This window comes from Phyllobacterium sp. LjRoot231 (genome assembly GCF_964253365.1).
GTDB lineage: Bacteria > Pseudomonadota > Alphaproteobacteria > Rhizobiales > Rhizobiaceae > Phyllobacterium.
In genome coordinates, this window is sequence record NZ_CAXUQT020000001.1 from 2,265,055 (window position 1) to 2,289,397 (window position 24,343).

Below are 24,343 nucleotides of genomic sequence, written 5' to 3' on the forward strand. Positions count from 1 at the left end.
TTAGGTCTTGTCGTTGCGAAATGTACGGATCAGGTCGCTGGCACGGAACCGATCGGTACTTTCCAGTTGCGGTTTTGACGGCTCCTCTTTGCGAATTGCCGCATCGATATTGCGCCACTGTGTCCTTACAGGCTCCTGAGCCAACGGAGCCGTCGGGCGCTGACCTGCGATGGGCTTGCTGATGCTTTCGATAGCGTCAAACGTGTCATCGTCATTGCTGGTGATTTCCGCAGCATTGAGTTGACGCATCCGCATCAGGATTGTGTCAAGAGACAGATGAGAATCGCCGAGCCGTACTGTTTCCTGGCGTTTGGCCATATGCGCTGCTGGCAATTGCTCGGGCGCGATCGTCTCGAATATCATACGCATCGGCGTCGGAACGGCTTCACCAAAGGCGATTGCTTCGCGGTTGGCAATCGACGACAGGAACCCGATAGTACTCTGGGATGCGCCGGTAATAGCGCCGCGAATAATCTCCTGATCCCGCTCATTACCGAGGCGCATGGCGAAAACCGTGCTGCATTGGGATAGGATCGTCGCGTCGAGTTCGCCCGGTCGCTGCGTGATAACAGCGAGATAAACGCCGTATTTGCGGCCTTCCTTGGCAATACGGGCGATGGCCTGGCGCGTTGGCCAGAACCCTGCATTGGTATCGGCTGGAATGTAGCGATGCGCTTCCTCGCAAACGACGAGTGTCTGCACCCGGCCATCGCTTGAAACCGCAAGGTCGAAAGCCATGCGGCACAACACCGAGGCAACGGAATTCACCACTTCCGACGGCAATCCGGCCAGTTGAAAGACGCAAATGGGCCGATCGTTCTTGGGTATCCGGAAGATATGCCCGATCGTCTGGCGCATCGTGTCCATTGTCGTCGGGGCGGAGAACATGAAGCGATAGCGCGGATCGGCAACCAGCGCTTGCAAACGCTGTCTCAACGCTTTCATTGTCGGCCGATCGGTCTTGCCTTCCAACTGGCCGATGCGTTCGTCGATCAGCTTGATAAGATCGGCCATACGATACGGTGTCGGCGTATCGGCAGTCATCGATGAATAATCGCGATCTTTTTTTAAAAGAGACGCGGCGGTTGTGGCTTCGGAACTGGCGAAACGTTCCCTGGCGATCGGGATCAAATCGCGTAAAGCATCGACTTCCGCGGGTACGGTAGGCCTTCCCCGAAAGACGGCTTCGGCAAATTCCTCTAGCCTGAACAACCAGTAGGGCAATTCAAACGTGTTGTAATCGATTGAAATCGCGTGCTGGGGAAAGGCGCTGGCAAATTCGTTGTGGGGGTCAAGGATCAGCACGCGTAAATCGGGTCGCTGGGCGATGATCTTGCGCAAAAGCAGGGAAACGGCGCTCGATTTGCCGACGCCGGTGCTGCCGAGCACAGCAAAGTGTCGCGAAACCAGACTATCGATCGATATCAGCGCTGGAATCGATGCATTTTGCGACAAATGCCCGACTGATACGGTGTTTTTCAGGCTCGTCGTATAGATCGTTGCGAGATCTGTTGCGCGGATTCGGTGCGCTACGGCGCCCATGTGCGGATAGTTCGCGATGCCGGATGAGAATGTCAACGAACCATCATCATGCTCGTTAACCTGTCCGATGAGTTCGACATGGACGCGAATGCTCTGGTCGGTTTCGACGACCCACTCCGCATCGTGTACATTGACTTCGTAGACGAGCCCGACAACACGTGTGGTTCCGACCTGGATAGAGATCAATTGGCCGACCGTCCAATAGTCATCAGATGCTGCGACAGACGGTCCGGTCAGGGCATAAATGACAGCTTTCTCGCCATTGCATTCGATGACATGCCCATCGGTCCGATTGCGGACAAAGGGTCTGGGTTGTTCAGCAGGCAATGCTTCAGCGCTCATTTTTTGTGACCATTCCTGGAACTGACGGCAGGTTTGTTGGCAAACTTGTCGGGTCACCGTAGTTTGAAGGCATTGAGATTATCTTAGCGCGATAATGACAATTGTTTTGACCAGCTTCAGCGCGGCTCAATTGATTTGCATTTTTGCCGTTGACGAATGGAATTTGCTAAATTATCGTCCGCGCCCATGAAAACAGTTCTTATCGTCGTGGGATCGCGTATGGGCAGGGTGTAGTAAGCACCCGGCGAAAGCTCCCATGCGCGAAACACAGGCTCCTTCGGGGGCCTTTTTTATTTCCAACATCTCAGCTAAACGAAAACACCTTCTGAAGGGCCGAGTGCCGCAGAATATACGGGAAGAGACCGATGACCGCAGAAAAACAGGATAGTGACAGCCACTCATCGCAACGACGTGAAATGACCGGCGCCGAAATGGTCGTCCAGGCTCTCATCGATCAGGGTGTGACCGATATTTTCGGATATCCGGGCGGCGCTGTGCTTCCGATTTATGACGAACTCTTCCAGCAGGACAAGATCAACCACGTTCTGGTTCGGCACGAGCAGGGTGCGGGCCATGCGGCGGAGGGTTATGCCCGCTCGACTGGCAAGGTGGGCGTCATGCTGGTTACGTCAGGTCCCGGCGCAACGAACGCGGTAACGCCGCTGCAGGATGCGCTGATGGATTCCATTCCGCTGGTCTGTATCAGTGGTCAGGTTCCAACAAGTCTGATCGGTTCGGACGCCTTCCAGGAATGCGATACGGTTGGTATTACGCGCCCTTGCACCAAGCACAATTGGCTGGTGAAGGATGTCAATGATCTGGCGCGTGTTCTGCACGAAGCTTTCCACGTTGCCAAAACCGGGCGTCCGGGTCCCGTCCTCGTTGACGTTCCGAAGGATGTTCAGTTCGCGACCGGCATGTATACACCGCCGGAAATCTCTCCGCGCACCAGTTATCATCCCAAGATCCAAGGCGATATCGAGGCGATCAAGCAGGCCGTGGCCCTTATGCTGACGGCAAAGCGCCCTGTTATCTATTCGGGCGGCGGTGTCATCAATTCCGGCAACGAAGCAAGCAAATTGTTGCGAGAACTGGTTGAACTCACCAATTTCCCGATTACCTCGACACTGATGGGCCTCGGCGCCTATCCGGCATCCGGCAAGAATTGGCTCGGCATGCTCGGCATGCACGGAACCTATGAAGCCAACATGACCATGCATGATTGCGACGTCATGCTGAACATCGGTGCGCGCTTCGATGATCGTATTACCGGCCGCATCAGCGGTTTCTCGCCGAATTCGAAGAAGATTCACATCGATATCGATCCGTCTTCGATCAATAAGGCGGTTCGGGTCGATGTTCCGGTCATTGGCGACGTTGCCCATGTGCTCGAAGATATGGTTCGGCTGCTGCGCGCCTCTTCGACAAAGCCTGACGAAAAGGCGATCGATGCATGGTGGTCGCAGATCGACAGATGGCGCTCACGTAAATCTCTGTCCTATACGCGCAACAAGGACGTGATCATGCCGCAATATGCGTTGGAGCGGCTCTATGCGCTGACCAAGGATCGCGACACCTATATCACCACAGAAGTCGGCCAGCACCAGATGTGGGCAGCGCAGTTTTACCATTTCGAGAAGCCCAATCGCTGGATGACATCGGGTGGCCTCGGCACGATGGGCTATGGCCTGCCGGCTGCGTTGGGCGTGCAGATCGCGCATCCGAATTCACTGGTTATCGACATTGCCGGTGATGCGTCGGTGCAGATGACAATGCAGGAGATGAGTGCAGCGGTTCAGTATGAGGCGCCGATCAAGATCTTCATTCTGAACAACCAGTATATGGGGATGGTGCGCCAATGGCAGCAACTGCTTCATGGCAATCGCCTGTCGCATTCCTATACGGAAGCTTTGCCAGATTTCGTCAAGCTCGCGGAAGCCTATGGCGGTCACGGTATTCGCTGCGAAAAGCCCGGTGACCTCGACGATGCCATTCAGGAAATGATCGACGTCAAAAAGCCAGTTCTCTTCGATTGTCGCGTGGCTAATCTCGCAAACTGCTTCCCGATGATCCCTTCCGGCAAAGCGCATAATGAAATGCTTCTGCCCGACGAGGCAACGGATGATGCAGTCGCCAACGCTATCGATGCCAAGGGCAGGCAGCTCGTTTAAGCAACCGGAGAAAATAACAAATGAACGCTCAAAATCTGGCCTCCGGCTCGGCATATTTCATTGCCAAGGAGACTGAACTACCAGTTACGACAGTCCTATCGGTTCTTGTTGACAATGAGCCCGGCGTGCTTGCCCGCGTGATTGGCCTTTTCTCGGGGCGAGGCTATAATATTGAAAGTCTTACGGTTTCCGAGACCGAGCATGAGCAGCACCTGTCGCGTATCACGATCGTGACGCGCGGCACGCCGCATATTCTGGATCAGATCCGCCACCAGCTGGAGCGCATTGTTCCAGTGCATCGTGTGGTGGATTTATCTGTGCGCGCAGATGAACTTGGCCAGAGTGGTCCGATCCAGCGCGAGCTAGCATTGGTCAAGGTCGCGGGACTTGGCGAACATCGCAACGAAGCATTGCGTCTGGCCGATGCATTCCACGCCAAGGTGACGGATGCAACGACGGAGCATTTCATCTTCGAGATCACCGGCAAGGGCTCGAAGATTGACCAGTTTATCGCGATCATGAAGCCACTTGGCCTTGTCGAGATTTGCCGGACGGGCGTTGCCGCGATGAACCGCGGCCCCTTGGGTATGTAGAGCCCATTACTCTCAATAAGCGTTGTCGGGGATGCGCAATTGTATCCCTGACAAGTTCGCGATTGAGCCAAGACTCGCTGAACCCTATGAGTGGGTTTTCATAAGGTTTGGTTTCACGATGACTCTCGAAATTTTTCTGACGCTCCTGGTTTTCGCTTTCGTTACATCGATAACGCCGGGACCGAACAATTTCATGCTGCTGACGTCGGGCGTCAATTTCGGCTTCAAACGCACAATTCCGCACATGTTCGGGATCGGTTCGGGTTTCTTTAGTCTACTTCTTGGAGTCGGTCTGGGACTGGGCGCTTTGCTGCAGACATTTCCGCTTCTCTATACGATCCTGAAATTTGCGGGCGGCGCCTATCTGGTTTATCTCGCCTACAAGATCGCCATGTCTCGCTCTCTCAATACCGTTGATGGCAAAGCGCGGCCGATGACGTTCTTGGAAGCTGCGGCGTTCCAGTGGATCAACCCGAAAGCCTGGGTGATGGCTGTGACGGCGATGGCGACCTACACCTCGCCGCAGGCCTACTTTGCGACAGTTTTGATCGTGGGCGTTGCTTTTGCCATCGTTAATATCCCATCAGTTTCCAGTTGGGCAGCCTTTGGCCAGATCATGCGCGGCTGGCTTACCGATCCGTTGCGGCTCAAATGGTTCAACATCACTATGGCCGCCTTGCTCGTAGCCAGCCTATGGCCGATGTTAAAGTGAGCTTGCGCTAGCCGCTGTTGGCGCATAGGATTTTCTGATGCCACACCATCATGACGACCACCACGATAATGAACTCGATCCCATGGCCGCGCGCGTGCGAGCCTTGGAAACAATTTTGACCGAAAAGGGCCTTATCGATCCGCGGGCTATCGATGTGATCGTCGATACCTATGAGACGAAGATTGGTCCACGCAATGGAGCCAAGGTCGTGGCCAAAGCCTGGTCCGATCCGGAATATGCCGATTGGCTGAAGCGCGACGCAACTGCAGCAATCGAGTCGCTGAGCTACACCGGGCGGCAGGGCGAGCACATGCAGGCGGTGTTCAATACGCCGGACACGCATAACCTCGTCGTCTGTACACTTTGCTCCTGCTATCCGTGGTCGGTGCTTGGCTTGCCTCCCGTCTGGTACAAATCCCCGCCGTATCGGTCCAAAGCGGTTATTGACCCGCGTGGCGTCCTGGCGGAATTTGATTTGATCCTTCCCAAAACAACCAGGATCCGGGTTTGGGATTCGACTGCCGAACTGCGCTATCTGGTTGTGCCACTGCGTCCCGCAGGTACAGATAGCTTGAGCGAAGAGCAACTGGCTGAGCTCGTCACACGTGATTCGATGATCGGAACCGGGCTGGCGCTTGAACCGGAGGCAGCATGAACGGCCCGCAGGACCTTGGCGGACAGATGGGTTTTGGTCCTGTTGCGCCCGAGAAGAACGAGCCGCTGTTTCATGCCGAGTGGGAAAAACGGGCAATGGGCATGACGATCGCGGCTGGCGCGATGGGGCACTGGAATATCGACGAGAGCCGCCACGCACGCGAATGCCTGCGCCCTGCGGATTATTACTCGTCCAGCTACTACGAAATATGGACGAAGGCGCTGGAGGTGCTGCTCAAGCGTCATGGATTTGTCCAGCCACAGGAACTCGGCGAAGGCCACTCTCTCGGCACAGGAACCCAGCCCAAGCGTGTCTTGAAAGCAGAAAATGTCGCTGCTGTCCTTGCGAAGGGTGGTCCCTGCGATCGTCCGGTGGCAGGGGAGCCGCGCTTCCAGGCTGGTGATCGCATCCGCACGCATAACTTCAATCCGGAAACACATACGCGCCTGCCGCGCTATGCACGTGGCAAGTTCGGTGTTGTCGAAGCTGTCCGCGATGGCTTTGTCTTTCCCGATACCAACGCCCACGGCAAGGGCGAGAACCCGCAATACGTCTATACGGTGGTCTTTACTGCGCCTGAAATTTGGGGCGATGGAGCCGACCCTGCTTTGACCGTCAGCATTGATGCATGGGAGAGTTACCTTGAGCCTGCGTGAGCTGATAACTTACTCACGCGGAATACCGGCAAATGGTGATGCGCCGGTATTCGCGGAACCTTGGCAGGCGGAAGCCTTCGCAATGGTGGTCGCCCTGCATGATCGGGGTTTGTTCACTTGGGAGGAATGGGCGAACGCGCTTTCAGTAAAAATCAAGCGTCCCGGCGCGCTGGATGACGCCAGTGATTATTATCATTGTTGGCTTGAGGCGCTGGAATTGCTCATTGCCTCCAAGAATGTTGCGGACAAGCATGATATTGATCAGTTAGCCGCCGCCTGGCAACGTGCCGCTCATGCGACTCCGCATGGACAACCCATTACACTTGAAAATGATCCGGACCGGGCCTGAAGATGCAAATATTGCTGAGAGTACGCCAGATCGGGACGTTTTTGCAGGTTTCCGCGTTGATACTTTTCGCCAGCCATGCCATGGCGCAAGACGATGCCTGGCCAACACCCAGCGAAGAGGATTTACGCAAGGTCATCACTGGAGCAACGCTCACAGGTGAGGTCAAAGCAGAGCCGCCGTTCAATTTCACAGAATTCCTCGGCCCGGATGGCAAGTCTCGCGGCAAAATGATCGAGTGCTGCAAGCCAGAACAGGTTGCGACGAAGGGCATGTCCTACGCTGGCGACTGGGCGCTGGAGAAAGATAGTCTTTGCCTGACATATGAGGGCGAAGAACAGAAGATTTGCTGGAAGTTGCAGGTCAAAGGCGATCGGTTTCGCATGATTGACCAACAGTTCGGCCGTGTTGGCGAGGGGCAGATCCGTCCGGGAAACCCGGATAACCTATAAGTCTAATGCCCCCTGCGTCCATTTTCCTTGCCCTTTGACGGCGAATCCTGTCACTCAGGACCATGCAATTATCACCACAACAGGATGAAGCGCTTCGAGCCGTTTCAAAATGGCTGAAAGACGGTCGCAGCCCGATTTTCCGGCTTTTCGGTTATGCCGGTACCGGTAAGACGACGCTTGCCCGCTATTTTGCCGAACATATCGAAGGCGACGTTCAGTTTGCGGCTTTCACCGGAAAGGCGGCGCAGGTTTTGCGTTCCAAGGGTGCCGCCAATGCCCGCACACTGCATTCGTTGATTTATCGGCCACGGGGCGAAGAGGCGGTCGAGAATGAAACCACTGGCAAGACCAGCATCGCTCCGACATTCTCGTTGAATCGTCAAAGCCCTGTGTCTAAGGCGAAGCTTATCGTCGTTGACGAATGCTCTATGGTTGATGAGCAATTGGGACGCGATCTCATGAGTTTCGGAACGCCCATTCTCGTGTTGGGCGATCCGGGACAATTGCCTCCAATTTCCGGCGGCGGCTTTTTCACCGAGCACGAGCCTGATTTTCTCTTGAGCGAAATTCATCGCCAGGCCCGCGATAATCCGATTATTCGTCTGGCGCTGGATGTTCGCGAGGGCCGGGAGTTCACCTTCGGCGATTTTGGTGCGGCAAAGGTCATTTCCAAGGCCGATGTGACGCAAGAACTGGTGCTGGATGCCGATCAGGTACTGGTTGGCACCAACCGCACGCGCCGGCGCTACAACCAGCGGCTGCGTGAACTAAAGGGGTTTTCAGCGTCTTTTCCGCAAGCCGGCGATAAGCTTGTATGTCTGCGCAATGACCCCGCCAAAGGCCTTCTTAATGGCTCGCTATGGAAGGTCATGACCTCGTCGCGGGAAACGGTCAAACCTGGCATCAATCTTCTGGTCGCTCCGGAAGATGAAGAGCCGGGCAGGGGCGTTGCCAAGATCAAGCTGCTGAAGGCCCAGTTCGACGATCCGGACGCGGAGATTCCCTGGCAGACCAAGAAGCGTTTTGACGATTTCGATTACGGCTATGCCCTGACGACGCATAAAGCGCAGGGTTCGCAATGGGACGAGGTCGTGCTTTTCGATGAAAGCTATGCTTTTCGCGATACGCGCGAACGCTGGCTTTACACGGCGATCACACGCGCTGCCGAGCGCCTGACTGTGGTGCGCTAGATCATAGCTTTCAGGAAAATTTAACAGCCTGTCAAAAGACTTCGCTCGTCTCAAATCGCTTTTTGGGTTTCAATGAGAAAGTGAGGAGCGAGGCTGGCGGATGACCAACAACAGCGCGACGAAAATCGAATGGGATCTGCCCCACGCATTTGACTATCTGGGGCAATCCGTTCGCTTTGGCATCGTCGGTAATGGGGCACCGTTGCCTATATAAGGGGCATCCTTTCAGCCATTACCGCAGGAGAGCCTGAACTCTATTGCGCACCTTGGCGCGGTAAAACCGGGCAGGCAGCGTTCTATCGGCAAATTGCGCAAATGGATCAGCGCTTTACTGATGATATTGAAGGCAAAATTCCAGGTATTCGCTGTCCGGTCTCAATCCTTTGGGGTTAAGAGGATCAACGGATCCCGATTGAGCGTGGACGTCAGCTTGTTTCGCTCATACCAAACGCGCAATTTCACGCCATACCGAGGGCAGGACACCTCGTTCAGGATGATGCCCCGGGGGCGATTGTTGCCGGGTTGAGCAGGTTCCTGGTTTGAAAAAATCAGACCAAACAAGCCGATATCCCGGATTCCGATTCATGAACGTCTCGATCTTTGGGATTAGATGAAATAGCAATGTTTAATGTCGCATTTCTCCTGTAAAGAACATGCAAGTGCTTCCGCGTACGGGTTTCAATCATGACCGCATCTCTCTCCGTTAACCTCAACGCGATCGCAATGTTGCGCAACCGGCGCGATCTGCCCTGGCCGAATGTTATTGGTCTTGGACGCATCGCTTTGGCAGCGGGCGCGTCCGGTTTGACGGTACATCCGCGCCCTGACGAACGACACATCCGCTTCTCAGATCTGCCGGCGATACGGGCTCTCATTGATGATGAATTTCCCCAGGCCGAATTCAATATCGAAGGTTATCCAACGGCAGAATTCCTGGATATCGTCGCAAGGAATGAACCAGAACAGGTAACGCTGGTTCCCGATGATCCGGCACAGTCGACATCCGATCATGGCTGGGATTTGAAACAGCATGCCGGCTTCCTGGCGCCGATCGTGGCAAGTCTGAAACACCAGGCCATCCGTGTTTCGTTGTTTGTTGATGCGGATCCAGAGGCTCCAGCCGCCGCCAAGGCGCTTGGCGCCGATCGGATCGAGCTTTATACTGGACCCTATGGCGGCGCCCATGACGATCCTCGCCGCGAGTCCGTGGAGCTTGCAAAGCTCGAATTGACGGCTGCAGCGGCGGCAAAAGCAGGAATTGCGGTGAATGCCGGGCATGATCTGACCGTCGCCAATCTGCCGGCCTTGGTCAAAAAAGTGCCAAATCTTGTTGAGGTTTCAATTGGTCATGGGCTGACGGCAGACGCTTTGGTACATGGAATGTCTGGAGCTGTGGAAAGATTTCTCGATGCGCTCAAGGTCTAGTCCTTTGATTCGGGTGCAGGATTTGCTTTGCCATGCATTTTTGCATATCGTGGGTAAAGAGCTATGAAAAAATGGTGATTGATATTGCGGTGCAACACGACTACCTCGTCCGCCCACGCTGTCAGAGCGAGGGAAAACCTGTATGAGTGAACAACAATTGGATGACGAGAACTGTTATAACGGTCCCGTCGTTCATGAACCGGAACTGCATCACAAAGAAGCCTTTCCGGTGCTTGTTATTGGTGCTCTCGGCGTCGTCTACGGTGATATTGGCACAAGTCCAATCTATGCTTTTCGCGAAGCGCTCCATGCCGCGTCGCTCGATGGGAGTTTGAGCCGCACTGACGTGCTTGGCGTCGTTTCGATGATCTTCTGGGCACTGACAGTCATCGTTACCATCAAATATGTTCTGTTTGTTCTGCGCGCTGACAACGACGGCGAGGGCGGCATTTTATCGCTGATGGCCTTGGCACGCGCGAGTTTCAAGACCCGACCGCAACTGATTCTGGCCCTTGGAATCGTTGGTGCATCGCTTTTTTACGGCGATGCAGTGATTACGCCGGCAATTTCCGTGCTCTCGGCTGTTGAAGGTCTTGAGATCGTGACGCCGGCGCTCGAGCCATTTATCGTTCCGATCACGCTTGTCATTCTGTTGACGCTGTTTTCAGTTCAACGGTTCGGTACCGCGCGGGTTGCAATAATCTTCGGGCCGATAACGCTGCTCTGGTTCGTGGCGATTGGTTTTTTCGGTCTCTGGCATCTCGCCGATGATTTGAGCGTCTTTGTCGCTGTCAACCCAATTTATGCAGTCGACTACATCATCAACAACCCACAAACTGCATTCCCCACGATCGGTACGGTGTTTCTTGCTGTGACGGGCGCCGAAGCGCTTTATGCCGATCTTGGCCATTTCGGACGCAAACCCATCGCGACGGCATGGATGTGGATCGTTTTTCCTTGTCTGCTACTGAATTATTTCGGTCAGGGCGCTTTTATTCTGGCGAATGGCGATGCCGCCAAAAACCCTTTCTTTGAAATGTTTCCGCATTGGGCGCTTCTGCCGATGGTTCTCCTCGCCACAATGGCCACCGTTATCGCCAGCCAGGCTGTCATTTCCGGTGCATATTCGCTGTCGCGACAGGCGGTTCAGCTCAATCTTCTGCCTCGTCTGAATATCGAACATACATCTGAAAAGCAGTCAGGGCAGGTCTATCTGCCACGCGTCAACGTGCTTCTCGGACTCCTGGTCATATTGCTGGTGCTGGGCTTCGAACGCTCGACCAATCTCGCATCGGCCTATGGTATCGCAGTTACTGGAAATATGATCGTAACGACGACGCTGCTGTTCTTCGTTATGAGCAGGATCTGGAAGTGGCGCCTGTGGGTAGCTGTATCGCTGACGCTTTGCTTCATGATCATCGATCTGACCTTCATCAGCGCCAATCTCATCAAGGTTGTCGATGGTGGCTGGGCGTCGCTGGTGGTCGCATTCCTGATTATTCTGATTATGGCTACCTGGGTTCGCGGCAGCCGCCAGCTCTTCGAGAAAACCCGCAAGGGCGAGGTTCCGCTTGACCTGATCTCCAGGAAAATGGCCGAAAGCCCGCCGACTCTTGTGCCCGGCACCGCTGTCTTCCTGACGGGTGATCCCAAGAGCACGCCGACGGCGCTGATGCATAGTCTCAAGCATTACAAGGTCTTGCACCAGAATAACGTCATACTGACCGTAATAACCGCTCCAACCCCGCTGGTAAAAAAGAGCGAGCGGGTGCGTATCGAGCCTATAAACGACCTCTTCATGCGCGTTACTTTGACGTTTGGTTACATGGAGCGCCCGAATATTCCACGTACACTTGCAATTTGCCGGAAGCAGGGCTGGAAGTTCGATATCATGACGACTTCTTTCTTCCTGTCGCGACGTTCACTGAAGGCTTCAGCGCGGTCCGAAATGCCGCGTTGGCAGGATCGGCTGTTCATCGCGCTGGCGCGCACAGCCAGCGATGCGACGGAATACTTCCAGATTCCGACCGGACGCGTTGTCGAGATCGGCACGCAGGTGAACATCTAGCGAAGCCGGCGAGTTCAACCCGGTACAACTAAAACTCAATCGGCGATTGAAATTCTTGCGCCAGAATCGCACTTTCTTGTTCCATTTTCGGGCATCCTTGTGTGAGATTCGGATAAACTTGCGCAAAAAGTTGATCAGAACGACCCGAAATATTTCTCTCTTTCGACTTGTCAAATCTCCTTCGCCCTATTAAAACCACTGCCGTAACGTACGGTACGGTACGGCAGGGAGTTGGAGCGTGCAGGCACCAGTTGAGGTCAGCGAGAATGCATTGACGGAGCGTCAGAAGGACGTTCTCGATGCGGCCCTTGCGCTTCTGGTTGAAGCGGGCGACACGCTGACCATGACCAGCGTCGCGCGCCGCGCCAGCTGTTCCAAGGAAAGCCTGTATAAATGGTTCGGGGATCGTGACGGATTGCTGACGGCTACCGTGCAATGGCAAGCTTCCAAGGTGAGGGGCGTACCGGTGGACCCGGAGGCGTTCGGCCTTGCCTCCCTGACCGCGGGTCTCCAACGTTTTGCCTCCGATTGGCTGCATGTTCTCTCCGGGACAATTTCTGTGGCGCTCAACCGGGTGGCGGTCGGTCATGCCGGCAGCGACAAGCACGACCTTGGCGCCATCGTTCTCGAGAACGGTCCCTTTGCCATGGCACGACGTTTGAAGCCATTGCTTCGACTCGGGCGCGACACTGGCCTGCTGCATTTTCAGGAGACGGACGAAGCGTTCCGTACCTTTTTCGGACTGGTTGTCCGCGACGTGCAAATCCGGTTGCTGCTTGGCGACCGGCTCGAATTGACTGATGCGGCGATCGAACGGGATGCCCTTCGAGCGACACAACAGTTTCTGGCTCTCTATGGAGCTCACACGGCCGGGGACGGCCACCAGATCCCGGCATCGGCTTAAACACAGGAAGGAAGAAATCAATGCGTGTATATTATGACCGCGACGCGGACATCAACCTGATCAAATCGAAGAAGGTTGCAATCATCGGCTATGGTTCTCAGGGTCGCGCCCATGCGCTCAACCTCAAGGACAGCGGCGCCAAGGACGTGCGCATTGCGCTGCGTCAGGGCTCTGAAACCGCCAAGAAGGCACAGGCCGATGGCTTCCAGGTCGTCAGTGTTGCCGAGGCAGCAAAATGGGCCGACCTCATGATGATGGCGACCCCGGACGAACTGCAGGCCGATATCTACAAGGACCATATCGCCGACAATATCCGCGACGGCGCCGCGATCGCTTTCGCCCATGGCCTCAACGTGCATTTCGGTCTCATCGAGCCGAAGAAGACGGTCGACGTCGTCATGATCGCACCGAAGGGCCCAGGCCACACGGTTCGCGGCGAATACCAGAAGGGTGGCGGCGTTCCTTGCCTCATCGCCATCCATCAGGATGCTTCCGGCAATGCCCATGACCTCGCTTTGTCCTATGCTTGCGGCGTCGGCGGTGGCCGTTCAGGCGTTATCGAAACCAATTTCCGTGAAGAGTGCGAAACCGATCTTTTCGGCGAACAGGTCGTTCTCTGCGGCGGTCTGGTCGAACTGATCCGCGCCGGCTTCGAAACGCTGGTCGAGGCTGGCTACGCGCCGGAAATGGCCTATTTCGAATGCCTGCACGAAGTGAAGCTCATCGTTGATCTGATCTACGAAGGCGGCATCGCCAACATGAACTACTCGATCTCCAACACGGCGGAGTGGGGCGAATATGTCTCCGGCCCACGCATCATCACGTCCGAGACCAAGGCCGAGATGAAGCGCATCCTGACGGACATCCAGACCGGCAAATTCACATCCGACTGGATGCAGGAATACAAGGCCGGCGCATCGCGTTTCAAGGCGATACGACGCAACAATGACAAGCACCAGATCGAAGAAGTCGGTGAAAAGCTGCGCGGCATGATGCCGTGGATCGGCAGCAACAAGCTGGTTGACAAGGCCAAGAACTAAAAGACCAAACTCTTTGAGCCTCGCGTTAAATCAAGGCCGGTGGAGCGCTCCACCGGCCTTTTTTTGTTAAGGTACTGATATTGTCGTGTGGCTCGAGCCAGCAAACACACGTTAACGATTCGGCCAACCATCAAAGATCGCAGCGGCGGCGCGGGCCGGTGAAGGGCTGGTAGGTGTTGTCGAAAGCCCGGTAGGATTGGTATTGGGCCCGGCAACGCTCTGTTTGCGTGCGGCCGGATGGACCAATGGGACGGTGGACGCGAAAATCATAGCAGCGAGCAGTACCGGTACAGTCGGGTGAAGCGATGTTGGCCGGGGAGCCGTTACCAAGAATCAGCGGCTTTCTGGGTACGGCGTCGAGACCACGCGGGGCCGGACGGTAGGTCTGGATTTCCTGTGCGGATGCGCTGACAAACTGCGTTGCCAGAATTAAGCCGAATGCCGCAAATATGATCTTCAAGGCTTTCATTGTCGTCACGTCCCGATTTGATATGACTCATATAAGGATTTGTCGCGCGGATCGCCACTGGTGGCAGCCGATCAATGCGGCTAGGTTCTCGTCAAGAGGAACGTCGTTCCCGTCATATGGTTCAAACGCCCGAGTTTTGCATGTCCGTTCGCATCGCCACTTTCAATGTCGAAAACCTCATGAATCGTTTCGATTTTTCGGGATTCAAGAACAATCTCAACAAGGACCGGACATTGCAGCTCTTCCAGATCGAAGATGAGGAGCAGTACAGGCAGCTTGAACAGGCGCGAGCGATCGCACACGCCGACGATACGCGGCAACTCACCGCGCTGGCAATCGCTGAAACCCATGCGGATATTCTTTGCCTGCAGGAAGTCGACAATATCGGCGCGTTGAACGCCTTCGAGTTCGGTTATCTGTTCAAAATGGTTGGCGAGGGCTACCGGCACAAATACATGGTCGAGGGCAATGACAGCCGCGGCATCGATGTGGCGGTGCTGATGCGCGATCAGACGCGATACGGCGAGCCTATCGAATTCGTCGACATGACCAGCCACGCGCATATCACCTACAATGATTTCGGCATTCACAATCCCGAACTTGCCTTGCTCGGGATCGAGCCGCATGAGCGCATCTTCAAGCGCGATTGCCTTGAAATCGATGTGCGCATCGGCGGCAAGCCGCTGACATTGTTCGTCAGTCACTTCAAATCGATGGGATCACCGCGCAACGGTCTGGACGGGCGCGCATCCACCATGCCGGTGCGGGTGGCTGAAGCGACGGCAGTACGACGGATCATCGAAGACAAATTTGCTGATAGCGGTGGCGCGGCAAGCAAGCGCTGGGTAATCTGCGGCGATTTCAACGATTATCGCGAGAGGGTGATCATCGGTGGGGATTCGCTCGTCGGATATACGTTCGCGCCGGTGAGCGAACCGGCAAGCAGTCTCGACATTCTTCTGGAAGGAGGGTTCTGCGAGAATCTGGTGGAACGGAGGCCGGTGATGGACCGCTGGACGCTCTATCATACGCGTGGACCAGAAGAGCGGCATCTGTGCCAGCTCGACTATATTCTTGCGTCACCGGCGCTGGCGCGCAGCAATGCCGATGCGCTACCCGATATCATCCGCCGCGGTCAGCCGTACCGGACAATCTTCCCACCGGATCAGAAGGTGGAGCTTTTTCCGCGCATCGGCTGGGATCGCCCCAAGGCCAGCGACCATTGCCCGGTTGCCGTCACATTCAATGTGGTCTGAATAATGCATGATATTCCAGAGAAGACCGTGATCCCGCTCAACAATGCGGCGATCCGCATTGACAGTGCACCGCTCGAATACGGAATTTCAAATGAGGCGGCAATTGCCGCCAACTGGGTGAGCGCAACAGCAGCCAACCCGGCCATATTCAATGGGCCGTTTTTCATGGCGGAGGAGGCAGGCATCGCCGACGAGGCGTTCCAGGCGCGATATCAGCGCACGCGATTTGCGACGATGATGCACTGGAAAGCTGATCCAACCAGCGCAAAGCCCTGGCACATTTTCGCTGTGGGGGTCATCGTTTCGGGGGATAACAGATTGATTACCGGGCGTATGGCCGCTTCGACATCGGCGGCGGGGCGCATCTATTTTCCGGCCGGTTCGTTTGACGAAGACGATGTGGCGGGCGATTTCATCGATATTGATGGCAACATGCACCGGGAAGTCGAAGAGGAGACTGGCATCAAACTTTCTCAAGCTCGAAGTCGCGACGGGGATATTCATCTCGTCAACGTCAGCCGAAGCATAGCACTGTTCCGGCGCCACTATTTCGATGCCAGCGCGGATGAACTGCTTGGGCGCATCCGAACCCATATCGCCGCCGAGGAGAATTCCGAGCTCGACGACATCACCGCGATTTCCGCTGCGGGGGAAATGGGCGAGGCGACGCCCTGGACGTTTCGCACATTTGCCGACTGGCACTTTCGCCAAACCTGAATGTCACCGTCACAAGGTTTGACTTGTGCAGGCGCTGCCTTACTCTATTTTCTCCGGACGTTAATAGGGAGCAAAGCAAATGGCCGGTCGTCGCTACGAGGTCTATGATGTCTTCACCGACAAGGTACTGACGGGGAATCCATTGGCGATCGTGCACGACGCCGAGGGCCTCGATGATGTTGCCATGCAGGGGATCGCGCGGGAGTTCAATCTTTCCGAAACCGTTTTTGTCCTGCCTGCAAAGAACCCTGCGCATACTGCTTGGGCGCGTATTTTTACGCCGGACTATGAAATGCCATTTGCGGGGCATCCAACTGTTGGAACCGCGGTTGCGCTGGCTCAGAACCGCTTCGGCGAAATCAAGGGTACCCAGGACGCTCTGATTATTTTGGAAGAGCAGGTCGGACCTGTCCGCTGCGGGGTCAAACTGAGTGAAAACGGCGCGTTTGCCGAATTCGATCTGCCGAAACTGCCGCAAGAGATCCCCTACAAATACGACAAGATCGCCATCGCCAACGCGTTACGGCTTGAGCCAAAGGAAATCGGCTTCGAGAATCATGTTCCGAGCATCTGGGATGCCGGCGTACCGTTCATGCTGGTGCCGGTGCACGGACTTGAGGCGGCGGGGCGCATCGTTATCAACCAGATCGCGATGAAGGATGTTGCACCGACGATCGGCCATCGCCAACTGCCGGTCTATGCCTATTGCCGCGAAACAATCCTGCACGACAGCCATTTTCACTCACGTATGTTCGTGAGTGATGAGGGTACCTATGAAGACCCGGCGACGGGTTCTGCAACCGCGGCGTTTGCCGGTGCAATTCATGCGTTCGACGAGCCACTGGACGGCGTGCTGCGCCTGTCGATCGAGCAGGGATACGAGATGGGACGGCCGTCGCGCCTGCGGCTCGAGCTCGACATTGTGGACCAGAAGCTGATCGGCGGACGCATTGGCGGCTCGGCAATCAGGGTCGCAGAGGGCCGGTTGTTTGTCTAACTCTCAACCTGACGTTGTTGCTGTGCCCAGCCGTCATAAAGTTTACAAGAAGGGCTGGACAGGCAAGATTTGCCCCGTTATAGAGCCCTCACTTGTCGCCGCCAAAACGGCTGACGGGCACATAGCTCAGTTGGTAGAGCAGCTGACTCTTAATCAGCGGGTCACAGGTTCGATCCCTGTTGTGCCCACCAAATCAAACCCCAAGTCTTTCAAAGGCTTGGGGTTTTTCCTTGCCTAAATGCACCGTGAACACAAAGAGAACGTGGGACGCTTGTGGGATGATATTTTACCGTCCCACGTCCCACGTGGGAAAATTAGCGCTTAGAGCATCCCGTGTTGCGGTTCGCAGGGTCATTGCGATATTTGCGGCGCGGAAGCTCACACCGAGCGCTTCCGAGTTCTTTGTGCAGCAAATTGAGCAGATATCCATGTGACGATTGCAGCCTGGCCATTTCGTCGGGCGTCGCAACCTCGTGAACGTAGGAGAGTATCTCAAGGATCGCCGAAGCTGATGCAACAGCGACCTCGATATTCGAGCAGTTGGGGATGTGCATTTCATTTCCTCAGGAGGTTTTGTTTTTGGGGGGGGGGCTGGTCGCCACTCTGTCAAAACTGGCGGCCGAGCATAACGGGTTGACAGACCATGCCTGAGGACATGGTAAGCCTCTCGGCTTCCCATTACGCCCGACCATAGAAAAACGCGCCCCCAACCGGCGGCGCGTTCGGACGTCCCAGGTACGAACCGGCTGTCAATCCGGACTTCTGTTGTGAAGTGGTGAAACCGTAGAAATATTCACGATTGGAGTCGAGTTGGCATTGGTTATTGGGTTAACAAAAGCAGACTGGATTGCTCAGCTTTTATCTCTATTTTTAAGAGCGTCGGCGCGGCTTGCTCTTGTGCCAGTGTTCGGCCTTTCCGGTGGATGGTGGACGCAAGCGGTTCGGAATGACGAATATCCCTGCCTCTTCGCATGCGTCTATGAAAGCCGCTCTGGCAGCTCCAGGCGATAGCTTTCGCTCTAAGGTAGCGTAGCAAGCCCGTTGCGCCGCGTACCATTTCTCTCCGGTCTTGACCGGCCAGTGATAAAGCAATTGCTCTGCGGCTTGGGATATGTGCGTGATCGTCCGGTAATGACCTATCTTCTCGGTCTGGAACGTCACGTCCTCGATCTGGATATCGTCAGGATCAAGCATATGAAAAACTCCCGCTCGATGGCGGGAGTTTGATGGCAATTCAGGAGATCGTCAACGGTGCTTGGATTTACGCTTTTCACTCATTTCGGCGGCTATAGTGTCCGCTTCCTTCACCGCCTTGCGTGAGGCATAGGACAAGTCACCAAAACCCGAAACACTATAACCGATCAACTGCGCAAGCTGTTCGTGGTCTTCGCGGGGAAAATCCATGACGGCTATCGCATTCAAGTCAATCGATCCGTTGTCGACCAGGTGCCGAACTATTTTGTTCTCCTTGAAGCGGATCACGTCACCAACCCATACGATGGGCTGCATCGGGTGCTTTGCCTTCGTCATCGTGCGTTCGCCTCGTTATATACGCTCGCAAAAGCTTCAACTGCTGCGTCGATATCCTGCCGCATTGTTTGCAGATCCTCCGGCTCGAACACTAGAAATATGTCATTGTCGTCAAACAGACCGTCGCGACCTTCGGCGTCATTGATTGCATACGAAGCGCCGCGCTCAAGCATTTCATCCAGGCGCGCCATGGCCTCGCCGCTGTCATGGGCAGAGATCCAGGTCCATTCTCTGGAGAAAAAATCGTTCTCCAGGCTATCGCCCTTCACCTGAATTTCATCGAACGCAAAGGGCTGACCCTTCGCAAAGATAATTCCGGCCGGAAGCTTCAGAAAATCCTTCCTATTGTAAATTTTCATCGTGCGTTCGCCTCGTCGTAATAGGTCACGAGCTTGGCGATCGCGGTGCGAGCCAGCTCCGGATGCATTCCAAGATAGTGCTTCAATATCTCGTCAACGGATTTTTGACTGTGGCCGGTGATGGCCATGATCTCGTATTTGTTGCAGCTCGCCAGCGCCAACCAGGTAACGGCCGTGTCGCGGAGATCCTGATCGCGAAAATCGAGCAGGGAGGCCATAGGCTCTATCCCTGCAGCTTTAAGCGTCTCTTGGATATTCAACTCGCCAAGGATCGCCTTAGCGTCCTTCGAAGGCTCGCCCTTTGCATCGCGCTCAACGTCTCCGGTGGCGATCGCAATGCGCAACACGCGGAAAACCTTCCGGTACCAGTCGCTATTCCATGGGCTGCGTAGCTTTTCGCACAAAAGGACGTGAGGATATTTGACCTTCCATTCTTTCCGGCGCGCTCGAATATTGGCCAGGCGCGTCAAGACCTCGGGCGCGATCGGGATCAACAGCGGCTGCTTGTTCTTTTTGTTCTGCGTGAAAAGAATGCCAGCATCCGTCACCTGGCCGCCGATGAGCGCCAGGCGGTCATTCTGTCGCTGTCCGGTGAACAACCCGAGCATGACGCTATCGGCCATATCGGGGAAGCCAAGCGCATCCATCCCTTTGATGAGGGTTCGCATCTCCTCCATGGTTCCGTATCGAATGCGGGCCTCCAGAACGGGCAAGGTTTCCTCTCCCCAGCCTTTCATCGGATTGACCGGCACGAGGGGAGGGTTTTGCTTGCAACCGAAACTGAACGCTGCAGAGAGGGTTGCACGAACGGCGCGCGCCTGGGCAAGCCCATGCAGGACCTCAATCCTGTCGAGAATGCCCGCGATCGCTTTCGGCCGTAGAGCGGCCGCCAGCTCGTTCCAGATCCCGCCCTCGTCAAATCCCTCGATGATCCTGGCCGCGCCCTTGTAGTAGCGCACAGTGTTCTCAGCGAGCGGTGCGCGACGCTTCTTGCCGTCGCTCTTCCACTCGCCGTTCATGCGCGGATCCGTAAACCAGAAATCGAACAGCTGACTGACGGCCGTCAGACCGTCCGTGCGGTTTTTTCCGACTTGCTTGCGGATCTTGCGGGCGCTCGTGCCGTCCGCGAGTTGCTGCCGCCGATCGGCGATGTCCTGCTCTCTATTTTTAGACCAGGCTATCGCCTCATCCAGGGTAAGCCATGCGCCGATCGGGAGGCCTGTGCGGTCAAACGGAGGGTGGCGAAGATCCTCGCCTTTGTAACCTAGCGTTCTTTGAGCTGCAGAAGGCCAGTAGCGAGGACGGCCGTCCCGCCATGTGACAAGCGGTATTTTGATCGTTACCTTGCCCATGGGGCGCTGCCTCCCAATCTGTGAAGTTCCGGCAAACATGGCTAGCAATCCTTTGATTGTCAAAAACGGGGTGGAAAAGTGTCCGGTGGGTACGCTGGCAGGGTGGACCAATCCCACCGGACTATCATGCGTAAGCCTCCAGAAATTTGGCGATCGCGCCGTAAACCTCACTCTTTCCCTCGTCCCGCAGGTGTTCTTGCGAGAGTTCCATTGTGATTTTCGCTGCATCGAGCAGCTGCTCGACCAGGTCAGTTTCAAAAAATCCGTTGAGCGCTTCGCCCTCGATGGCGAAGCGTACTAATTCGGCCGTTGCGTCTGCAGCCTGGCTGGCTGCAGACAGTGCAAGGTCTTTTGGTGTGCGCTCGAAAAGCTCGTTCATTTCTCGCGCCTTGCCATTGCGACGTTGCTTATGATGAAGCCGGCAAAAACAATGGCGAGCATGATTACGCCAAAACAGTAGATCATAGCGCCTTCGCCTTCTGGTTGATCTGATCCAACGCCATCTTGCCGAGTTCGGTCAGGCGAAGGATCCAGCGGCCGTTGACCAGGACCTCTTTGACCAGGCCATGCTTTTTTAGCGAGCGGACGGTGGATGCGCCTATGCATTCACCCGCGCCAAAGTAATCGCCGCTGCGCTTTTTCACGGTGAACATATCGACGTGCCAAATGATTTGGCGTTGGCGCGCCGTGAGCGATTGGCGAGGATCCACGACGAAGGGATTTTCGGAGAGGGAAAGCGGCGTCATCGCTGAGCTCCGGCATATCTATCGTCCAACATCTGCGCTGCAGCGGACACTGGGTCGATACTCGTCACAATTTCCAGCCGCGGCTCGCCGGTGTCCCGTCCTGCGTTGGTATCAATCCACCATTCAACCGCGGCGCGCGACCAGGCGTTGCAGCCTGGCAGCTTTTTTGGGAAGCCGTGTTTTTCGAGTTGCGGGCGCTTGCTGCGAAAGTGGGCTTCACTGCAGCTAAGCATGTGGGCTATGTGGGCAGCACTCAGAACTCTGCAGCCTTCTTCTGGCCGCTCAAACATTTTACGCAACGCTCTTCCGCCTGATGTTGCGGGCCTGCCGCTCACATCTTGCGTAATCGTGTTGATAGCATTCATGGCAAATCACCTCTATTTCCATATGAAACGATGTGATTTATGGTGAAAGTTATGTGATTGTCAACGCATTGCATATGCAATTAGTCACACGTGAAACGCGCGATATATTTTAAATTTTGAAATAGTTGGGGAAAGAGTGTGATTTCTACGCTGCAGCTCGACCGCGTAGCATCGTCCTGGGAGAGAAGCGAGCCACGACAACGCCAACCACAATCACGTTCTGGCCGTCAACGGCGAGGGGCTTGCGCAATTCCGCATCCATTGAGCCGGTCAGCAGGAACGGCGGCTCGTAAAGCCGGAAGATTGTTTCCGGCCTACCTCTGTTCGCCCTATCATATTTCTGTGCACAAACGATATCGCCAGGCATGGCGGTCGCATTGTTATCGACAGTCAGCAGATCGCCACGGAAGAGCCTAATGCCTTCCAGTGTATCATTGCCAATTTCCCATATTTCAACGCCATTCCGGCCGGTTTTCAGGGCCTGCAGGGCTGCGCGAACGGGTGATGCTTCGACGCCTTCAAGCTCATAAGGCCGTGCTTCCGGCTCTGCGAACTGCGCCATTTCTCTCAGGCGCTGTTCGATCGGCGAATGCGCCAAAGTCTTTTCGATCTTGCGGATGGTGCGCAGCGAAAGAGCGTGCCCCTCGCGGCCTTCCGGAGAAAGAAATCGGGTCAGCGTTGAAGGGTGAATGTCGGCGCGGCGCGCAAGCTCGGTTGCGGTGATGCTGTGCTTGGCCAGCAATTCCTCTAACCACGTCTTCTGGTCGTCTTCTGAGTTATCCATGTGACGATAATCGTCATGAAGGCGTATGATTGTCATTTTGATACTCGTCACTTGACAATGTGATACAAATCACAAATGCATGTGAAAATCAAATGAATGCAAGTCAGCAATTTGATTTTGCCGATAAGCAGATGTGATGATGCGGAGCCCCGATGATTACTTTTCAAGAAATCGAGGCTACCCGAAAAAGTCTAAATGTATCGCAGTATGAACTTTGCAAGGTAGCTGAACTTCACCCTTCTACGTACACCCGCCTAGTTAGCGGCGACAATATTGCTCGTGGCCGGACGCTTCGTAAGCTCCATGCTGCGCTCGATAAGTTCAAATTCGGAGAGGTGGCATGATTGCGCTCTCCGACACCTTCGGGCGCTCCAGCCCGTTCAAAGATCTGAAGCAGCTTATGGAAAGCCTCGTTGGCGCGATGAACCTTGCGTTCATTCAACAGGGCTTTGGCGGTGGTGCGCTTGTTGAGGCGCGGCTTATCGACGGTCATGAGCCTGGATCTCGGGTTGCCACGATCGCCTGTGTTGCTTCACACGAGCAGCTGACGGTCAAGCTGGTGAGTGCCTACCTCAAGGAACAGAAGAGGAAAGCAGAATGATCATGGCTTACCTCGCGATTATCACCGGCACTGTCGCCGTCTATTTCGGCCTCTTTTGGGGCGGAATGGCTTTGGTCGATTATCGATCGGCGCTTTACCGGCACGCTGCCCGATCGGCGCTCTATGCCGCTCTGTCGCTCGCTTTCGGATTGAGTGCCGTCACATCGTCGGCGGTCGATGCCCTGCAGCGGGGAATGTTCCAATGAGCGATCTCCTGCCAATCATCGACCAGATGCACAATGCCGCTGACGATCGCGGCCGTGCCGATCTGCTCCTCCGCGTGCCGGATAGCATCCTGCTCACATATTCTCATGTGTTTGAGGAAGCCTGCGCAAAGGCCGGTTTTGAACCTGGTCAAGCGTTCATCAATAGCCGGATCACGCTGATGCGTGCCGTTCGGGATGGTGACGGCCTATTGCCCAGGCGGTTTTCAGCCGAGGCGGAAGCCTTCCGTATTGCCTTCATTCGTTTTGTCGCCAATGGCGACCTCGCCATTTCTCCGGACGATCCGGAGAAGGGTCCGACTGATCTGTAAATCGTAAAGCGTTTTTGAGTTTTCAGCCGTCGCGCGTCGTCCTCCTCCCAGGCGCTGCGATTGCTGAATGCGGACCGGCGCGCGCCGCAATGCGCCGGTCCGCTCCCTCTGTGCGGCTCAATAGGAGAATGACATGGGAAGTCTCGAAGTATCTGACGCGGAAAGCGCAGCAGTCCAGAAAACAGCAAACCGTGTTTCGCTGGACAGCATGAAGGAGAAAATTGATCAGGTCAGTTTTCTCAACCCGCCGATCCATCCCACCATGACGATTTGCGTCATGCAGCTGAAGAACGGTTTCGTCCTGGTCGGCAAATCGGCCCCTGCAGATTCCGAGAATTTCAACGAGGAGCTGGGGCGCAAGTTCGCCGAGGAAGATTGCATTCGCCAAATGTGGCCACTCGAAGGATACGCGCTCCGCGAGCGCCTTTCAGCGACCGAATAAGAATACCCCAGGGCGGTCTGGTCCGGCTCGCGAGGCCGTCAGCACCCTATGGGGACCTTAGAAGGTAGGAGCCCTGATGCTCGCCGCCCACCCC

At 55.4% G+C, this 24,343-nt stretch carries 30 protein-coding genes and 1 tRNA gene; 21 read left to right on the forward strand and 10 right to left on the reverse strand.

Annotated elements, in window-relative coordinates:
- On the reverse strand, positions 1 to 1,884 hold the full coding sequence (locus ACSQ3H_RS11110) for an ATP-binding protein (protein ID WP_436117110.1): 1,884 nt from the start codon (positions 1,882 to 1,884) through the stop codon (positions 1 to 3).
- A gap of 365 nt (positions 1,885 to 2,249) precedes the next feature.
- Here ACSQ3H_RS11110 and ACSQ3H_RS11115 point away from each other — a divergent pair, with 365 nt between their 5' ends.
- The 12 genes from ACSQ3H_RS11115 (at position 2,250) to ilvC (ending at position 14,096) form a co-directional block, all read left to right on the forward strand.
- Positions 2,250 to 4,055 carry an acetolactate synthase 3 large subunit gene (locus ACSQ3H_RS11115; RefSeq protein ID WP_436117111.1) on the forward strand — a complete coding sequence of 602 codons (1,806 nt, stop codon included), beginning with the start codon at positions 2,250 to 2,252 and terminating at the stop codon, positions 4,053 to 4,055.
- Positions 4,056 to 4,075: 20 nt separating this feature from the next.
- Positions 4,076 to 4,648, forward strand: a complete 573-nt coding sequence (ilvN, locus tag ACSQ3H_RS11120; RefSeq protein ID WP_436117112.1) for an acetolactate synthase small subunit — start codon at positions 4,076 to 4,078, stop codon at positions 4,646 to 4,648.
- A 118-nt stretch (positions 4,649 to 4,766) separates the two neighbouring features.
- Positions 4,767 to 5,360, forward strand: coding sequence for a LysE family translocator (locus ACSQ3H_RS11125; protein WP_436117113.1), 594 nt, complete (start codon positions 4,767 to 4,769; stop codon positions 5,358 to 5,360).
- Between the two features lie 37 nt (positions 5,361 to 5,397).
- Complete coding sequence (gene nthA, locus ACSQ3H_RS11130; RefSeq protein ID WP_436117114.1) at positions 5,398 to 6,015, forward strand: nitrile hydratase subunit alpha; 618 nt, start codon at positions 5,398 to 5,400, stop codon at positions 6,013 to 6,015.
- Entirely contained in the window at positions 6,012 to 6,671 is a 660-nt protein-coding gene (nthB, locus tag ACSQ3H_RS11135; RefSeq protein ID WP_436117115.1) for a nitrile hydratase subunit beta, read from the forward strand. Before nthA ends, nthB begins: the two co-directional genes overlap by 4 nt.
- On the forward strand, positions 6,658 to 7,020 hold the full coding sequence (locus ACSQ3H_RS11140) for a nitrile hydratase accessory protein (protein ID WP_436117116.1): 363 nt from the start codon (positions 6,658 to 6,660) through the stop codon (positions 7,018 to 7,020). The genes nthB and ACSQ3H_RS11140 overlap by 14 nt, the downstream gene beginning before the upstream one ends.
- A gap of 2 nt (positions 7,021 to 7,022) precedes the next feature.
- Complete coding sequence (locus tag ACSQ3H_RS11145) at positions 7,023 to 7,469, forward strand: hypothetical protein (protein WP_436117117.1); 447 nt, start codon at positions 7,023 to 7,025, stop codon at positions 7,467 to 7,469.
- Between the two features lie 62 nt (positions 7,470 to 7,531).
- Positions 7,532 to 8,659, forward strand: a complete 1,128-nt coding sequence (locus ACSQ3H_RS11150) for an ATP-dependent DNA helicase (protein WP_436117118.1) — start codon at positions 7,532 to 7,534, stop codon at positions 8,657 to 8,659.
- Positions 8,660 to 9,343: 684 nt separating this feature from the next.
- Positions 9,344 to 10,084, forward strand: coding sequence for a pyridoxine 5'-phosphate synthase (locus ACSQ3H_RS11155; RefSeq protein WP_436117119.1), 741 nt, complete (start codon positions 9,344 to 9,346; stop codon positions 10,082 to 10,084).
- A gap of 142 nt (positions 10,085 to 10,226) precedes the next feature.
- Positions 10,227 to 12,152 (forward strand): potassium transporter Kup, encoded by a 1,926-nt coding sequence (locus ACSQ3H_RS11160; RefSeq protein WP_436117120.1) that lies wholly within the window; start codon positions 10,227 to 10,229, stop codon positions 12,150 to 12,152.
- A gap of 238 nt (positions 12,153 to 12,390) precedes the next feature.
- Positions 12,391 to 13,056 (forward strand): TetR/AcrR family transcriptional regulator, encoded by a 666-nt coding sequence (locus ACSQ3H_RS11165; RefSeq protein ID WP_436117121.1) that lies wholly within the window; start codon positions 12,391 to 12,393, stop codon positions 13,054 to 13,056.
- Between the two features lie 20 nt (positions 13,057 to 13,076).
- Positions 13,077 to 14,096, forward strand: coding sequence for a ketol-acid reductoisomerase (gene ilvC, locus ACSQ3H_RS11170; protein ID WP_436117122.1), 1,020 nt, complete (start codon positions 13,077 to 13,079; stop codon positions 14,094 to 14,096).
- A 130-nt stretch (positions 14,097 to 14,226) separates the two neighbouring features.
- Here the strand turns inward: ilvC and ACSQ3H_RS11175 are convergent, their stop codons facing one another.
- Complete coding sequence (locus ACSQ3H_RS11175) at positions 14,227 to 14,565, reverse strand: BA14K family protein (protein WP_436117123.1); 339 nt, start codon at positions 14,563 to 14,565, stop codon at positions 14,227 to 14,229.
- A gap of 140 nt (positions 14,566 to 14,705) precedes the next feature.
- On the opposite strand from ACSQ3H_RS11175, the gene ACSQ3H_RS11180 reads away from it, so the two are divergent.
- From ACSQ3H_RS11180 to ACSQ3H_RS11195, 4 genes are all read left to right on the forward strand, one after another.
- Positions 14,706 to 15,821 carry an endonuclease/exonuclease/phosphatase family protein gene (locus tag ACSQ3H_RS11180; protein ID WP_436117124.1) on the forward strand — a complete coding sequence of 372 codons (1,116 nt, stop codon included), beginning with the start codon at positions 14,706 to 14,708 and terminating at the stop codon, positions 15,819 to 15,821.
- A gap of 3 nt (positions 15,822 to 15,824) precedes the next feature.
- On the forward strand, positions 15,825 to 16,538 hold the full coding sequence (locus ACSQ3H_RS11185; protein ID WP_436117125.1) for an NUDIX hydrolase: 714 nt from the start codon (positions 15,825 to 15,827) through the stop codon (positions 16,536 to 16,538).
- A gap of 79 nt (positions 16,539 to 16,617) precedes the next feature.
- Complete coding sequence (locus tag ACSQ3H_RS11190) at positions 16,618 to 17,535, forward strand: PhzF family phenazine biosynthesis protein (protein ID WP_436117126.1); 918 nt, start codon at positions 16,618 to 16,620, stop codon at positions 17,533 to 17,535.
- Between the two features lie 115 nt (positions 17,536 to 17,650).
- Positions 17,651 to 17,726: transfer RNA gene (locus ACSQ3H_RS11195), tRNA-Lys, on the forward strand.
- A gap of 679 nt (positions 17,727 to 18,405) precedes the next feature.
- On the opposite strand, the gene ACSQ3H_RS11200 is transcribed toward ACSQ3H_RS11195, so the two are convergent.
- The 8 genes from ACSQ3H_RS11200 to ACSQ3H_RS11235 form a co-directional block, all read right to left on the reverse strand.
- Positions 18,406 to 18,729 (reverse strand): DUF982 domain-containing protein, encoded by a 324-nt coding sequence (locus ACSQ3H_RS11200; protein ID WP_436117127.1) that lies wholly within the window; start codon positions 18,727 to 18,729, stop codon positions 18,406 to 18,408.
- A gap of 51 nt (positions 18,730 to 18,780) precedes the next feature.
- Positions 18,781 to 19,065, reverse strand: a complete 285-nt coding sequence (locus tag ACSQ3H_RS11205) for a hypothetical protein (protein ID WP_436117128.1) — start codon at positions 19,063 to 19,065, stop codon at positions 18,781 to 18,783.
- A complete protein-coding gene (locus tag ACSQ3H_RS11210; protein ID WP_436117129.1) occupies positions 19,062 to 19,424 on the reverse strand; it encodes a hypothetical protein in 363 nt (120 codons plus the stop codon). The genes ACSQ3H_RS11205 and ACSQ3H_RS11210 overlap by 4 nt, the downstream gene beginning before the upstream one ends.
- Complete coding sequence (locus ACSQ3H_RS11215; protein WP_436117130.1) at positions 19,421 to 20,776, reverse strand: hypothetical protein; 1,356 nt, start codon at positions 20,774 to 20,776, stop codon at positions 19,421 to 19,423. Before ACSQ3H_RS11215 ends, ACSQ3H_RS11210 begins: the two co-directional genes overlap by 4 nt.
- A 124-nt stretch (positions 20,777 to 20,900) precedes the next feature.
- Positions 20,901 to 21,155 (reverse strand): hypothetical protein, encoded by a 255-nt coding sequence (locus tag ACSQ3H_RS11220; protein ID WP_436117131.1) that lies wholly within the window; start codon positions 21,153 to 21,155, stop codon positions 20,901 to 20,903.
- Between the two features lie 82 nt (positions 21,156 to 21,237).
- The gene (locus ACSQ3H_RS11225; RefSeq protein ID WP_436117132.1) at positions 21,238 to 21,522 is read right to left on the reverse strand and encodes a hypothetical protein; all 285 of its coding nucleotides are present in this window, start codon (positions 21,520 to 21,522) and stop codon (positions 21,238 to 21,240) included.
- A complete protein-coding gene (locus ACSQ3H_RS11230) occupies positions 21,519 to 21,887 on the reverse strand; it encodes a hypothetical protein (protein ID WP_436117133.1) in 369 nt (122 codons plus the stop codon). The genes ACSQ3H_RS11225 and ACSQ3H_RS11230 overlap by 4 nt, the downstream gene beginning before the upstream one ends.
- 145 nt (positions 21,888 to 22,032) lie before the next feature.
- A complete protein-coding gene (locus ACSQ3H_RS11235; protein WP_436117134.1) occupies positions 22,033 to 22,707 on the reverse strand; it encodes a helix-turn-helix domain-containing protein in 675 nt (224 codons plus the stop codon).
- A gap of 116 nt (positions 22,708 to 22,823) precedes the next feature.
- Here ACSQ3H_RS11235 and ACSQ3H_RS11240 point away from each other — a divergent pair, with 116 nt between their 5' ends.
- The 5 genes from ACSQ3H_RS11240 to ACSQ3H_RS11260 all read left to right on the forward strand — a co-directional run bounded on the left by ACSQ3H_RS11240 (position 22,824) and on the right by ACSQ3H_RS11260 (position 24,249).
- Complete coding sequence (locus ACSQ3H_RS11240; RefSeq protein ID WP_436117135.1) at positions 22,824 to 23,015, forward strand: helix-turn-helix domain-containing protein; 192 nt, start codon at positions 22,824 to 22,826, stop codon at positions 23,013 to 23,015.
- Positions 23,012 to 23,272: a hypothetical protein gene (locus ACSQ3H_RS11245; RefSeq protein ID WP_436117136.1), complete on the forward strand. Its 261-nt coding sequence runs from the start codon at positions 23,012 to 23,014 to the stop codon at positions 23,270 to 23,272. Before ACSQ3H_RS11240 ends, ACSQ3H_RS11245 begins: the two co-directional genes overlap by 4 nt.
- Entirely contained in the window at positions 23,269 to 23,478 is a 210-nt protein-coding gene (locus ACSQ3H_RS11250) for a hypothetical protein (RefSeq protein ID WP_436117137.1), read from the forward strand. Before ACSQ3H_RS11245 ends, ACSQ3H_RS11250 begins: the two co-directional genes overlap by 4 nt.
- Positions 23,475 to 23,807: a hypothetical protein gene (locus tag ACSQ3H_RS11255; RefSeq protein ID WP_436117138.1), complete on the forward strand. Its 333-nt coding sequence runs from the start codon at positions 23,475 to 23,477 to the stop codon at positions 23,805 to 23,807. The genes ACSQ3H_RS11250 and ACSQ3H_RS11255 overlap by 4 nt, the downstream gene beginning before the upstream one ends.
- Before the next feature lie 133 nt (positions 23,808 to 23,940).
- On the forward strand, positions 23,941 to 24,249 hold the full coding sequence (locus ACSQ3H_RS11260) for a Gp49 family protein (RefSeq protein ID WP_436117139.1): 309 nt from the start codon (positions 23,941 to 23,943) through the stop codon (positions 24,247 to 24,249).
- Positions 24,250 to 24,343 lie beyond the last annotated feature (94 nt).